The 13178-nt window shown below is 67.9% G+C and carries 15 protein-coding genes and 2 pseudogenes; 14 read left to right on the forward strand and 3 right to left on the reverse strand.

The annotated features are described in order from the left end of the window. Positions 1-303 precede the first annotated feature (303 nt). Positions 304-462 (forward strand): 2OG-Fe(II) oxygenase, encoded by a 159-nt coding sequence (locus ACFW48_RS17865; RefSeq protein ID WP_386315704.1) that lies wholly within the window; start codon positions 304-306, stop codon positions 460-462. A gap of 114 nt (positions 463-576) precedes the next feature. Here the strand turns inward: ACFW48_RS17865 and ACFW48_RS17870 are convergent, their stop codons facing one another. Beyond that, positions 577-1164 (reverse strand): TetR/AcrR family transcriptional regulator, encoded by a 588-nt coding sequence (locus tag ACFW48_RS17870; RefSeq protein WP_386315705.1) that lies wholly within the window; start codon positions 1162-1164, stop codon positions 577-579. A gap of 76 nt (positions 1165-1240) precedes the next feature. Here ACFW48_RS17870 and ACFW48_RS17875 point away from each other — a divergent pair, with 76 nt between their 5' ends. From ACFW48_RS17875 to ACFW48_RS17920, 10 genes and pseudogenes are all read left to right on the forward strand, one after another. Then, the gene (locus ACFW48_RS17875) at positions 1241-2161 is read left to right on the forward strand and encodes a YbfB/YjiJ family MFS transporter (RefSeq protein ID WP_386315707.1); all 921 of its coding nucleotides are present in this window, start codon (positions 1241-1243) and stop codon (positions 2159-2161) included. After that, positions 2158-4215 carry a pyridoxamine 5'-phosphate oxidase family protein gene (locus ACFW48_RS17880; RefSeq protein WP_386315709.1) on the forward strand — a complete coding sequence of 686 codons (2058 nt, stop codon included), beginning with the start codon at positions 2158-2160 and terminating at the stop codon, positions 4213-4215. The genes ACFW48_RS17875 and ACFW48_RS17880 overlap by 4 nt, the downstream gene beginning before the upstream one ends. A gap of 196 nt (positions 4216-4411) precedes the next feature. Next, the gene (locus ACFW48_RS17885; RefSeq protein ID WP_386315711.1) at positions 4412-4696 is read left to right on the forward strand and encodes a hypothetical protein; all 285 of its coding nucleotides are present in this window, start codon (positions 4412-4414) and stop codon (positions 4694-4696) included. Beyond that, a pseudogene (locus tag ACFW48_RS17890) lies at positions 4603-4890 on the forward strand (integrase core domain-containing protein); the annotation flags it as partial. The gene ACFW48_RS17885 and the pseudogene ACFW48_RS17890, both read left to right, overlap by 94 nt. 1091 nt (positions 4891-5981) lie before the next feature. After that, positions 5982-6203, forward strand: a complete 222-nt coding sequence (locus ACFW48_RS17895; RefSeq protein ID WP_386315712.1) for an RNA polymerase sigma factor — start codon at positions 5982-5984, stop codon at positions 6201-6203. Between the two features lie 69 nt (positions 6204-6272). Beyond that, positions 6273-6524, forward strand: a complete 252-nt coding sequence (locus ACFW48_RS17900; protein WP_386315714.1) for an RNA polymerase sigma factor — start codon at positions 6273-6275, stop codon at positions 6522-6524. Then, positions 6521-7018 (forward strand): transmembrane transport protein, encoded by a 498-nt coding sequence (locus tag ACFW48_RS17905; RefSeq protein WP_386315716.1) that lies wholly within the window; start codon positions 6521-6523, stop codon positions 7016-7018. The genes ACFW48_RS17900 and ACFW48_RS17905 overlap by 4 nt, the downstream gene beginning before the upstream one ends. Before the next feature lie 44 nt (positions 7019-7062). After that, the gene (locus ACFW48_RS17910) at positions 7063-7200 is read left to right on the forward strand and encodes a hypothetical protein (RefSeq protein ID WP_386315718.1); all 138 of its coding nucleotides are present in this window, start codon (positions 7063-7065) and stop codon (positions 7198-7200) included. A gap of 389 nt (positions 7201-7589) precedes the next feature. Beyond that, entirely contained in the window at positions 7590-8135 is a 546-nt protein-coding gene (locus tag ACFW48_RS17915) for a hypothetical protein (protein ID WP_386315720.1), read from the forward strand. A gap of 105 nt (positions 8136-8240) precedes the next feature. Further along, a complete protein-coding gene (locus ACFW48_RS17920; protein ID WP_386315722.1) occupies positions 8241-8417 on the forward strand; it encodes a hypothetical protein in 177 nt (58 codons plus the stop codon). Positions 8418-8581: 164 nt separating this feature from the next. Here ACFW48_RS17920 and ACFW48_RS17925 read toward each other — a convergent pair. Next, a pseudogene (locus ACFW48_RS17925) lies at positions 8582-8852 on the reverse strand (IS5/IS1182 family transposase); the annotation flags it as partial. 96 nt (positions 8853-8948) lie between these two features. Between ACFW48_RS17925 and ACFW48_RS17930 the strand changes: the two are divergent. Then, complete coding sequence (locus tag ACFW48_RS17930; protein WP_386316291.1) at positions 8949-9791, forward strand: ISAs1 family transposase; 843 nt, start codon at positions 8949-8951, stop codon at positions 9789-9791. Positions 9792-9954: 163 nt separating this feature from the next. Here the strand turns inward: ACFW48_RS17930 and ACFW48_RS17935 are convergent, their stop codons facing one another. After that, on the reverse strand, positions 9955-11319 hold the full coding sequence (locus tag ACFW48_RS17935) for a rhodanese-like domain-containing protein (RefSeq protein ID WP_386315724.1): 1365 nt from the start codon (positions 11317-11319) through the stop codon (positions 9955-9957). Positions 11320-11404: 85 nt separating this feature from the next. Here ACFW48_RS17935 and ACFW48_RS17940 point away from each other — a divergent pair, with 85 nt between their 5' ends. Both ACFW48_RS17940 and ACFW48_RS17945 read left to right on the forward strand, forming a co-directional pair. Beyond that, positions 11405-12073, forward strand: coding sequence for an ArsR/SmtB family transcription factor (locus ACFW48_RS17940; protein WP_386315726.1), 669 nt, complete (start codon positions 11405-11407; stop codon positions 12071-12073). 347 nt (positions 12074-12420) lie between these two features. Further along, on the forward strand, positions 12421-13116 hold the full coding sequence (locus ACFW48_RS17945) for an ester cyclase (protein WP_386315728.1): 696 nt from the start codon (positions 12421-12423) through the stop codon (positions 13114-13116). Positions 13117-13178 lie beyond the last annotated feature (62 nt).

Consider the following 13178-nt stretch of genomic DNA (forward strand, 5'->3'; position numbering starts at 1 on the left):
CACGATCCATGGCCGCGACTGTCGTTTCCCCACGAACAGCCCAACGACCACCCAAGCTGAAAGTCACATGATCAACAACTTCTGTTAGGACCTCTTAGAGCTGCCACTGACAGTCAGGGCTTGTGAAGTATCTCTTTGAGCCATCTCACGCCACCTCACATCCGGTGACTGCTGATCCACAGCCACCACGCCGCTGTCTTTGATCGACCCAAGGCTCCCTACCAAGGTTGGCCAGAAAGAACGAGCCTTGCTGCGGAAGGCCCCGCGCGAGCGCCATGGTGTCGACACGCACCGGTTGAGTGCGTGGTCACTGAGCTTGGCCAGGGGATGATCTTCCCCGTCCGGCACCGCCCGGTCCGCGGCAAGAACGGCTTCCGTCGCCACCCCATGCGGCACGGCACCAACGCTGTCGTTTCTGGACACCGCAACACCCTCGGCGTCATCTTCCACAACGCCCGCTGAGTCGGCGTCCGGCCGCATGACAGATCCGAGGGCTGAAGACCTCGAACGCACCCAGCTCCGTCCCCTTACGGGGGCGGAGCGGCTCCTTCGCTGAGGCTCGACCCGCGGGACTGGTCAGGATCGCTCCGCAGCGGCGAGGAGAGCCAGGGCGGCCTGGCAAGCCAGCTCACCCGCCCGCGCAGAGCTGTGATGGTCGGCCACGACGGTGGCACCCTCCGCAAGAATGAGCAGTTGCAGCGCGAGGCGGTGCGGATCGTCGGCGCCGGCCCTCTCGGCGATGCCGGTGAGCAGTTCGAGGTAACCCTCGACATGGCGCGCGGCGATGGCGCGGACGGCGTCAGTGTGGTGTTGCGTGGCGGCGTTGATCAACGCACAGCCGCGGAACTCAGGACCGTCGTACCAGCCCTGGAGAGCCCGGAACAGAGCTGTGAGCTGGTCAGCAGGACGGTCTCCGCTCGATGAGACCGTATCCGTCAGCCAGTGGATGACCCGGTCGCTTCGCGTGTCGAGCACGGCGTGCACCAGCCCGTCCTTGGTGCCGAAGTGCCGGTAGAGCGTCTCCTTGGACACGCCAAGACGTGCGCAGAGTTCCGCCACCCCGATGCCGTCCAGCCCCCGCTCGTACAGCACCTGGGTGGCCGCGTGCACGATCGTGGCGCGGGTTCGCTCGGGGTCGATGGTCGAACCTTTGGCAACAGGCATGAGGTGATGGTACCAACCGGTTCGATCGTCGTGCTAGCGTCAGATGGTACCGGTCGGTTCGATCCTGGGAGTGGGTATGGCCACCGCCGTGCGGCTGGCGCTGGGGACCGCGTCAGCGCTGGGTCTCGCCCGCTTCGCCTACGGACTGCTCGTGCCGGCGTTGCAGGGTGATCTGGGGTGGACCCTGGCCGACGCGGGCGCATTGAGCACCGCGAACGGACTCGGTTACGTGGTGGGTGCGGTGCTGACCGCTGCCTTGGTACGCAGGTGGGGCGCCGCGTCCGTCTTCCGTTGGGGAATGGCCGCCACTGCGGTGACGCTGGCGGGCACGGCGGCGAGTAACGCATTCTTGGTGCTGGTGGCGATGCGCGCCCTGGCCTACCTCCTTTTTGCGGTCGGCTACATCACCTGCATCACCTTCCTGTCCGTCTACCTCGCTGATCGACACGCCTCGGTCCTTCAGGAGATCCTGACCTTGACGGTGCTGGGAGCCGGAGTCATGGCAACCCCGTTCCTGTGGAGCCGCCCGATGACCCGCTGGCCCGGCACACGTGTCCTGGCTGCCGTGCTGGGCGGGCCTCGCCGGTGGCGCGGACCTGCCTCTGCTGTCATCCTCGGCCATTGCGGTGTTCGCCTCGGCGGCGGCTTACGGCGTGACGCTCATGGCAGTCCCGGCGACTGTCACCGCCTGCATCCGGACCGTGCTCCAGCCTGTCGACTGAACCGCGACATTGGCAGCGTTCACGACCTTGTTCGCCGCGGGACAGACCGTGGGGCCGTGGCTGGCAGGCGTTCTCGCCGAACACACCACCACCGCCGCGCCACTGGCGTGGACCGCCCTCCTGAGTGCCGGCGCGGCTGTGCTTTCGGCAATCCCGAGCAGGCCGGAACCCCGCACCGAGGCACCTTTTGGGACCAACGCCCAGAACATGGGTTCTCGACGATGAACAACCCAGCGGTTCTCGCAGAACCACCGTGGGAGGAGAAGAGCCTATGACGACGAATCTTTCGCACTCGCGGCCCCAGTGGCACGAGGGTGAAGAAGCCATGCACCGGCTTCTCAAGGTGCCGTACGAATTCAATCCCACGGCTCCCGGGCTGCCCATGGAGTACGTGCCCTGGATGACGCAGAGCCCTCTCATCGCACTGGGGGCGGTCGACAGGAACGGCCGCGTATGGACAACGGTGCTCGGCGGGCAACCAGGTACCACGCTCCCCTTGGCCAGAGGCGTGTTGAAGGTGACTTCGCTGGCTCACGTCGCGCACCAGCCCGGGGGACGAAGTGAGGGCACGCTCGGATATGACCCGGCACTGGAGGCGCTGTTCTCCGACGAGGACGGCCACATGCACCGAACAAGCAGCAAGGAGCAGGAGAGGGATGAGGAAGAGCGCGACCGCGACGGGATCCTCGTCAGGCACGAGGACGGGGGAAGGCTGGCCGCCGGCCTGGTGATCGACCTGGAAACCAGGACGCGGGTCAAAATTGCCGGGAGAGTGCTCGGCGGAGCGGTTCTGGCCAGGCCGTTGGAGAAGAATACGGTGGCCGGGAGGGCTGGGGGGCCTGCGGAAGTGCAGGTGGCCCTCGCTGTGGACGAGACACTGGGGAACTGCCCGAAGTACCTGAACAGGAAAACCGTCCAGCCTCATGAAGCATCTCCTCACCTGGTCGGCGACCGGCTTCCGCTGCCGCCCGAGGCGGTGCAACTCATCGCCAAGTCCGACCTCTTTTTCATCTCAAGCAGGCACGGCGCTGAGAGCATGGACACCAACAACCGGGGTGGGGCTCCCGGGTTCGTGCGAGTACACACGAACTCCGATGCAGACGGTGTCGTTCTGGTGTATCCCGAGTATTCGGGGAATCGCTTGTTCCAGACATTGGGAAACATTAAGTCCGACCCTGCTGTGGGAATTACTTTTCCCGACTTCGAAACCGGCGACGTCCTCTACCTGACAGGACGGGCAGAGATCTTGGCCGGCGCCGACGCCGCATCCATGATCCCGCACAGCAAACTCGCTGTCCGAGTGCGGGTGGAGGCGGCTCGATTCGTGAAGGACGGGCTGCCGTTCCGTGGACAACTGCTGGACCAGTCGCCCTACAACCCGCCGGTACGCAGGTTGGCTCACGAAATCAGCGGAGCGGAGTCCCGCTCAGCCGACAGCGTCGACGCGGACGGCCGACCGGTGGGGAAGGCTACGGCGACATTGATCCGCGCACACCATCTGACGCCGACGATCTCGCGATACACCTTCCGGCTCGCCCCCGATCTGTCCACCCCACGGTCGAGCGCAGAGTTCCAGCAGCTCGAACCATGGCGCGCGGGGCAGCACGTCACTCTTGATTTTTCCGCCACGCTCGATCGCGGATGGTCACACATGCGCGACCACGACCCCCGCTCACTCAACGACGATTACATCCGGGCCTTCACCATCTCGAGCCCAACGCTTCCCACCCCTGAAGAACGCACCGCAGGAACGGAACACCGCGGACCGCTGAGCGGGGCCGAATTCGAGGTCACTGTCCGGAGGAACGGGCCAGTCACGTCACTCCTGGCCAAGTGGAAGCCCGGTGCGCCGCTCTCCGCCACCGTTTTGGACTTCGGCGGCGAAGAAGAGGTGAGGTACGCTGACGCAGCCAAGGGGTCGCGCACCGATGACGACATCATCGTGGTGGCTGCTGGAGTCGGAATCACACCTCTCATGGCGCAGGCGCAGCCCGTGCTGGAATCCGGCCGGAGGATGAGAATCCTCTGGAGCCTGAAAACGGATGACCTGCCGCTGGCAGTCGACGTCCTGGAAAAAGTCGACGGCCTGGGAGCGGTAACGGAGCTGTTCGTGACCCGATCGGTCGACGGAAAACAAAACGCAGAAATCGACAGGATCCGCCGGCTCGGCACAGTAGTACGCACCCGACGGATCCAGAAGAACGACGTTCTGACCAAGGGCACAGCGGCTCGGCGGCGATTCGATGTGTGTACAGGTCCCGGCCTGAGGAGGTCGGTCCTGGAATGGACGGCAGGGGAGTACGTGCAGTTCGAGAAGTTCGACTACTGACGTAGGCCCGGTCAACCTCCTCCGGAACCCGTCTACGGGGTGGGTGAGGCCAGTTGGCGCCTCGCCTTGACCCATCCCGGGGACACCGCAGGTCCCATTCTCGAAACAGCAGAAAGGCAGAGTTGAAATGACTACGTCGTCGCCGAAACCGGGAGCCCGAATCGTCGGCGTAGGCCATTACCAGCCCCCGCGGGTGGTGAGCAACGACGAGATCGCGCGCATGGTCGATACCAACGACGAATGGATCAGACAGCGCGTCGGGATCGTCAGCCGGCGCTTCGCGGACACTGAGTCCGTCGCCGACATGGTGTCCGAGGCAGCCCGCGCTGCTCTCGCTGATGCCCGTGTCCACGGTGAAGAAGTCGACCTGGTGATCGTCGCGACCTCGACAACGGCAAGCAGTTCACCGACCGGTTCGGGCACGGGGGTGAGGTGCTGTTCGACCGGATCTGCCGGGAGAACGGGATCGCTCACCGGCTGACCCAGCCGGCCTCGCCGACGACGACGGGCAAGGTCGAGCGGTTCCACCAGACGCTGCGGCGTGAACTTCTGGATGACTGCCCGGCGTTCGAGAGCGTCGGGCAGGCTCAGGCGGTGCTGGACGCGTGGGTGGCCGAGTACAACTCGGTGCGGCCGCATCAGGCCCTGGACATGCGGTCTCCTGCCGACCGGTTTGCTCCGGTGCCCGAGGAGGAGCGGGCCGTGCTGGGGCTGCGGGTGCCTGGGGTGCTGGGGCTGGTGCCGCAGCAGCGGACGCCGCCTGCGGACCGGGTTCCGGTCGAGGCGGAGCCTGCCCCGGTCCCCGTTCCCGGCGTGGTGCGGGTGGATGAGGCAGGGGCGGTGGAGTTCGAGCGGGTGGTGCCGGCGAGTGGGAATCTGCAGGTTGCGGGCAAGCAGTTCTGGCTGGGTCCGTCACGGGCGGGGCTGACGGTGACGTTCTGGGCGGACACGCGAGTGATCCATGTGCTGATCGCGGGGGCGCGGGTCAAGACGGTGCGGTCGCATCTGTCGGTGGTGGATCTGGGGCGGCTGGCGGCCCGGGGCGGTCGTGCGGCGGGCCCTCCGCCGCTTCCCGCCGGTGACAGTGACGGGGCCGCGTTCGAGGTGGACCGGGTCGTGAACAACAGCGGCCTGGTGGGCCTGGGCGGCCACCAGGTGCTGGCGGCGGAGATCCTCGGCGGCCGCCAGGTGGGTGTCCGCATCGACGACGAGACGCTGTCGTTCTTCGATCCGTCCTCGCGGGAACTGCTGCGGGTGCGGCCCAACCCGCTCAGTCCCGATCAGGTGCGGCGTCTGCGTGGACTGCGGCCTGCCGGCCCGCCGCCCCGGCCCCGTGTCGAGCCGGTCCGGGTGCAGCGGAAGGTCAGCGCGGTGGGCACGGTCACGGTCTGCCGCCAGACCGTCTCCCTGGGCCGCCCCTACGCAGGCCAGACCGTGACCGTGCACGTCTCGGACACCACGATCACCGCCGAGCTGGACGGCCAGGTCCGGGTCATCCGCCGCACCACCGACGTCCCGGTCCGTAACGTGAAAGCCAACAAGCCCCACAAAATTTCCGATGTTGTCTAGGCCCACCGTCAAGCATCAGGTGAGACCCAAACGTCAGGCATCAACTGGGACCCGACATCATCAAAGTTTGCGTGCGCTGCCCCGGGCGCGATCGGGTGCACTGCCGCACCCGCGCCAGAGAGGATCGCTCTTATGAACCTTTCCGGCTGGAATGCCGACTGTCTGGGTGACGGATGGCGCGGGACAGGGAGATGCGGGTGAGCAGCGACGTGCACGACGGGCTGCTGGTGGTGCGCTGCCAGCTCGGGGAGCGGGAGGCGTTCCGCGAGTTGGTGGGTGCCTGGCATGCCCCGCTGTGTCGCTACCTGCGCGGGATGGTCGGCTCACCGCACCTCGCGGACGACCTCGCACAGGAGGTGTGGATCGCGGTGGTGCGTGGCCTGCCGCGCCTGCGGCAGCCGGAGCGGTTCGCCCCGTAGCTGTTCACCATCGCCCGGCGCACGGTCACCGACCAGCTGCGTCAGACGTACCGGGTTCCGGAGACGTCCATGGACGTGGTGGGCGACGTCGCCGCCGACGACGAACTCAGCGGCGTCTTGACCACCATGCAGATCGAAGCCGGCCTTTCCGGGGTGCCGCCCCTGGAGCGCGAGGCGCTGATCCTGTTCCACCTTCAGGATCTGCCTTTGGTGGCCTGTGCGGAGGTGCTCGGCGTACCGCCCGGCACGGTCAAGAGCCGACTGCACCGGGCGCGGCGCATGTTGCGGACCGCCCTTGCGGAAAGGGGATACGAGGCATGAGTGAGCAGAACCCCACAGCTCAGCGGGGAGTGCCCGAGGAGCTGGAACGCGCGCTGGCCGCGGAGGTGTCGCTGCGCTCCCGGATGCGCCACATGGCGGTGGGGCTGGCGGGTGGGTGCGCGGCGACACTGATCGCGGTGCTGTGGGCGACCGAGCCGGATCCGCTGCCCGCCCGCACGCAGGTGGCCTTCGCCGGACTGGTTGCCATCGGGGCGGCCTGGGCCGGCTTGGCCGGATGGGTACTGAGCAGGCGGCGACCGCTGTTCGCCCGGGACCGGGTGCTGGGCGCTCGCCTCGCGCTCGGGGCGACCGTGCTGACCACCATCGCGGGGACGGCGCTGGCCGCCGTGCGCGGTGCCGCCGCCGACGTGCTGGTCACCGCTCTGGGCGGGGTCCTCTTCACCGCCGCGGCAGCTCTCGTCTTGGTGCGGGCACAGGCCCACCGCCGCGAACTGCTGCGGCTGCGTGATGCCCTGCGACGAGACGACTCCTGAAACACAACCGATCCGAGGTCACCTCGACCATCGAAGAGATCGACATGAACAACAGGACCGCTCCCATCGGCCCGCTGGCCTTCGCCCTCCGCCTCAGCGGAGCAAGCAAGCGCACGGTCCCGCTGCTCACCGCACTGGCCGGCGCCGCTCTGCTGACTGGGGGCGGCCTGCTCCTGACCTGAGCGACCAGACCCGAGGAGCACTCGCTGGCGATGCGCCCCGCGCGGCAGGGCGCGTCCGAAGCCCGCGGTCGGCCTGCTCTCCACGATCAAGACCTGTTTCCCACGCGTCCGCTGGAACACGGGGCCGTGCCCTGCCCTGCGGCTCCTCGTTGGCCTGGTCATGAAAAAGATGATCGCGCGCGGAATGCTCACCGCTGCGGCAGTGGCCGCCGTCACCGCGTCGGGTACTTCTCCCGCCCTCGCCGACAACGACAGTGACCTCGGGGACGTGGTGTGACGGCGGCCAGTAGAAATTCCCCACGTACGGCCAGCTCGATTCCCCATTCGGCAGTCACACTCAGTAGCCTCGGTACTGTCTCGCGGATCTGGCGCATGAGGGGGTTGTTGACATGGCTCGTACCTGGCTGTCGATTCGGGTGGAGTTGGTCTCTGGTCACGGTGCGGACCTGTGGCCGCGTCCCGGCCGGGTGTTCGCAGCGGCTCGGTCGCACTCCTTCACAGAGCTCGCCTCGGCCATCGATCTCGGCTTCGCTCGCTGGGACTTGGCTCACCTGCACCTGTTCACGTTGTCCGACGCCACCCACGTCAGCCCGCTGGACTGGTGGGACGGCGAGGCCCCGGACGGCACCGTGGACGGCCATGCGACCAAGCTGAGCAGACTGCAGACCGGCGAACAGTTCGCCTATGTCTTCGACATGGGCGATGACTGGGCGCACCTGTGCACCGTGGCGGAGAAGCGCATTGATCCCCTCAAGGAACTCGGCGAGATTCCCGACCGCCCGGTTCCCTACTGGGGCTGGGGCAGCCTCCCGGACCAGTACGCGCGCCGTTGGGACGGGGACGACGGGGAGTCGCCGATGCCGAAGCGGCCGGCCCGCGGCCTCAGCGACCTGCCTCCGATCCTGCCGTGGTGGGGCGAACACCGCCGGGGGTGACCTCACGCTGCGTACACGAAGTGGCCGCCAGCGGGGAACTGAAGTGGCCGTGGTGGGGAGTCAAAGTGGCCGCGAACGGGGAAATCTAACTGGCCGCTGACAGTGGTGAGCGCCGCCGGCCGCTTCGGCTTCGCCGCGGCTGCGGTATGCCTCCAGGAAGTCGCGGTAGTCCCCGTGCTGGGCGACTATGTCACCGACCACCCCAACAACTGCTCGAACGGAAACGTCATCGACCACACCGAACAGGCCGTGATGGATACCGAACAGCTGGTAATCAGCTGACGGGTAGACTGGCTCCCGCACGTCACGACCCCCCTCCGGCCTCCGGCGGACTCGTCACCTGGCCAGCGGCGCCGCTCGACCACGCGACAGCAGCCTTCCTGCCCTTTCGAGGTGGATCGTGACACGAGCGGCCACGGCCTGCCTGCTACGCAGCGTCAGGGAGTCAGCAGGTGGCGCATCATGATCCAACCGATCCTTCCGCTCGACCACCCAGCGCCTTTTCACGACCTGAAAGCCGCGGGTCTCCGGGTTCCTGTTGACGACTTCGACGTCGATTCCGAGGCGGGCGCCGTGCTCGACGACGGCGTTCTTGAAGCCGGTGTCGACCCAGCTCTTGGAGATCGTGGGGTACGTCTTCTTCGCCTGGTCGAGGAGTCGGATTCCCAGGGCGTTCTCCGACAGGCCCGCGACGGTGACGGTCACGGCGAGGATGAGGCGGTCATCGGCGTCCGTCGCCATCTGCTCACCTGGCGGCGGGCTCCGTCATCGGCCACGATCGGGCGTGTACTGGGGGCTGTTGACGGTGATTCCCTGGACCGGGCGGTGGGCGCCTACCTGGCCGACCGGCACCGCGCGGCCACCGAGCCCGCCGTGACGCCGCGGGTCTCCGCACCCGGGCCACGGCGCGTCATCGCAGTCGACGGCAAAGCGCTCAAGGGATCAGCCCGTTTCACCTCGGCGCGTCGGCACCTGCTCTCGGCGGTCACCCACGGCTGCGTCGTGACCCTTGCCCAGGCCGAGGTCGGAGCGAAGACGAACGAGACCACGCACTTCCGGCCGCTGCTGGCACCGCTGGATCTGGTCGGCACCGTGGTCACCTTCGACGCGCTGCACTCGGTCAAGGCGAACATCTCCTGGCTGGTCGAGACCAAGAAAGCCCACTACATCGCCGTGATCAAGACCAACCAGCCGACCGCCCACAGCCAGCTCGCGGCCCTGCCGTGGCGGGACATCCCCGTCCAGCACACCGCCTCCCGGGCCGGGCACGGCAGGCGAGAGTCCCGCTCGATCAAGACCTGCGGGATCGCTGAGGAACTCGGCGGAATCGCCTTTCCCTACGCCCGCCTGGCCATCCGCGTCCACCGCCGCCGTCGCCAGACCAGCAAGCGCGAGACCCGCGAGAGCGTCTACGCCGTCACCAGCCTCGACGCCCACCAGGTCGGCCCGGCCGATCTGGCCGCCGCGATCCGTGGGCACTGGGGAGTGGAGAACTCGTCGCACCACATCAGGGACGTCACCTTCGCCGAAGACGCCTCCACCGTCCACACCAAGACCGCACCTCGCACCATGGCGACCTTCCGCAACCTCGCCATCGGCGCGCTGAAAACCCTCGGAGCCGGCAACATCGCCAAGGCCACCCGAGCCGCGGTGTAGGCGGACAGGTGGAAGACGTCGTCGGCCAGCAGCGGCAGGACGGTGCGTTCCTGCCGCTGCTGGCCGACCAGGGCGTTGACCACGACGAGCAGGCTGAACTGGGCCAGGTTGGCCCGCAGCCCGAGGCGTATGCCGGGGCTGGCCTCGCCGGTGGCGTGGGTGGTCACGCGGTCTCCTCCAGGGCACGGCCGGTGGCCTTGGACCAGTCGGCCGGTCCGCCATCCAGGACGGCGAGATCCTTGTGGCCGGCGCGCTGCAGCAGGCTGGCCGCGGTCATGGCACGTTCACCGTGGCCGCAGGCCACGATGGGGCGCCGAGGTGCCTGGTCGCTGTGCCCGCTGAGGTCGCCGAGTTCGATGTGGACCGCGCCGGGGATGTGTCCGGCGATGTGTTCGGCCCGCTGGCGGATGTCCAGGACGGGGCGCTCGGCGATCCGGTCAGCGGTAAGCAGTTCGATGCGTTCCTGCTCTCCGCCGCCCGCGGTCGAGACATCCATACCGCCGCCGAGGTGCCCTGCCAGCCGCTCGTAGCCGATCTTCAGCGCCTGCCAGCTGAGTTCCGAAAGGTCCTGATCGGGGTTGGTGACGAACACGAGGGGGGTGTCGTCGGGCAGCAGCCAGCCCAGCCAGGTGGCGAACTGGTGCCGCAGCGTGATGGAAACAGCGCCGGGGATGTGTCCTGCGGCGAAGTCCACCACGGGGCGTACGTCGATGATCCGGGCGCCCTCGCCGAGCAGGCGGTGCACCTGATCCAGGGAGAGCGCGGCAAGAGTCGGGGCCGAGCGGAGGGCGGCGGGCCCGCGCCGGTTGGCCTCACCCAGACGGTCGAAGTACGCGGGGTAGGAGCCGAGGCTGCCGAGCAACTGCCGTACGAAGGTGTCCTCGTCCGGTGCGGCGAGCAGGGGGTTGGCCCGCTTCTGTGCGGCGATGGTGGTGGTGCGCTCAGCACCGGGCGGCGCGGAGCAGAAGGACCCGGAGCCATGCGTCGGCCACACGGCTGTCGCGTCCGGCAGTTCGGCCAGGCGCCGCAGCGAGCGGTACTGGGCGCGGGCCAGCTCCTCCGCGCGGTCGGCACCGAGCAAGTCCGTACGGGCGGCCGAGCCGACGATCAGGGAACCGCCGGTGAAGACTCCGAGCTCGCGGGTGCTGTCGAGGAGCAGGAAGGACAGATGCTCGTCGGTGTGCCTGGGGGTGGCCAGCGCGCGCAGGGTCAGGCCGCCGAGATCCATCTCGTCGCCGTCGGCAACCGTGGTGTGCGGGAAGGCCCGGTTGCCGACGGCGGACGCGACTACGACGGCGCCGTCGTCGTGCGCGAGCTGCACGGCACCGGAGAGGAAATCGGCGTGCAGGTGGGTGTCGGCGGCGTACGCGACCGTCAGGCCACGCCGGCCAGCCGCGGCGCGCAGGGCACGCAGATCACGGCTCGCATCCACGGCCAGGGCCCGTCCATCGCCGAGGTCGACCAGGTAGGCGCTGTTGCCCAGTCCCTCATCGACCAGCGGTATCAAGTGATCGTCGGCGAAGCCCATCAGGTCCTCCAGGTGTCACGGAAGGCGCAGGTCGCTTGGGCGTCCCCCTTTAGCTACAATATTCCATGGAATGATGGAGGATGCCATGGGAGACCCCCAGCGCAAAGCCGCGCTCTACGAAGCCTTCGCCCGCACCGGCAAGGCGCTGAGCAGCGGCAAGCGCCTGGAACTGCTCGATCTGCTGGCGCAGGGCGAGCGCACCGTCGACGCGCTCGCCAGGGCTGCGGGGCTGCACCTGACCACCGCCTCGGCGCATCTGCAGATCCTGAAGCAGGCCGGGCTCGTGGCTGCCCGTCGCGACGGCGTACGCATCCACTATCGGCTGGCTGGCGACGACGTCGCCGCCCTCTACGCCCTGCTGCGCCAGGTCGCACAGGCCCACCAGACCGACGTCGAGCCCGCCCGCACCGCATACCTCGGCACGGACGATGCCGAGGAGCTCGATCGCGAGGAGCTCCTGGCCCGCGCCCAGGTGGGCGGAGTTGTCGTCCTCGATGTCCGGCCAGCACAGGAGTACGCCGCCGGGCACATCCCCGGCGCGATCTCGATCCCCGTCGACGAGCTCGCCGAGCGCATCGCGGAGCTGCCGCATGAGGCCGAGGTGGTCGCGTACTGCCGTGGCGCCTACTGCGTCCTCGCCTACGACGCCGTACGCCTGCTGCACGCACGTGGCCGCAAGGCTGTCCGGTTGACCGATGGGATGCTGGAGTGGCGGCTGGCCGAGCTGCCCGTGGACAGCGGGGCCGCCGCGTGACCCCCGCGCTCGGGGCAGCCCCGTCTACCTACCTGGTCTACAACTCCACCACTCCGATCGACCCGCGGTCACGGAGACGATGCACCTGTATCTGGCGGACTGGTTCGGCGACCCCTCAAGCGGCCGGGCCTGCGGCCCCGAGCCTATGCGGGCCCTCCCGCGCCTGCGGCCAGGTCGCCGATCTCATCGGCGCGGGAACCGACGACACGCGAGGTGTAGCCCGCACTCTCGATGTCGAGAGAGGGTTCCTGTCGGTGGCCTTGCACACCCCTGCCTGCCGGCGCCGCCTGGCGTCACCCGAACATAGCCTGGAGATGCCCCGAGTTCTCCGACCTATGGGAGACGTCATGACATTCATGCAGGTCATCGACTGCAAGACGAGCAGGGCCGATGAGTTGAACAGGTTGATGGACACCTGGGTCGAGGCGACTCAGGGCAAGCGGACGGCCACCCATTCGATCGTGGGGCGGGACCGCGCCGACTCCACTCATGTGGTGGAGATCGTGGAGTTCCCCTCGTACGAGGAGGCAATGAAGAACTCCAACCTGCCGGAGACCGATCGGATCTTCCGGGAGATGGTCGCCCTGTGCGACGGGGAGCCGTCCTTCACCGACCTCGACGTCATGAGGGACGAGCAACTGAACAAGATCATGGTCCGTAGCTTCTTCGAGGACGTGGTCAACGCGCGGAACGTCGATGCGGCGGACGCACTGTGCACCGACGACTACCGGGAGCACGACCCGTCCCTATCGTCGTACGACCTGGGGCTCGCGCAGGCCAAGGCCGAGAACCGGGAGACCATCGAGGCGTTCGAACCGGTGGTCACCATCGAGAGCCTGGTGGCCGAGGGCGACATGGTCTGCGCACGGGTGTCCTTCAAGGGGCGTCACGTGGGCGCGTACCAGGGCATGGAGGCCACCGGCCGGGAGATCTCGGGAACTGGCCACGCGACCTTCCGGTGTGAGGGTGGCAAGATCGCGGAGAGCTGGTGGAACTTGGACGACCTCGGCCTGATGCAGCAGCTCGGCGCGCTCAACGCCTGATCAGCGGTCTTCCTCCGGGAACACCGAGGCAAGACGGGTACAGCGGCGGGCCGGAATCCTCG

The organism is Streptomyces sp. NPDC058812 (genome assembly GCF_042744565.1).
In the GTDB taxonomy this organism is placed as follows: domain Bacteria; phylum Actinomycetota; class Actinomycetes; order Streptomycetales; family Streptomycetaceae; genus Streptomyces; species Streptomyces thinghirensis.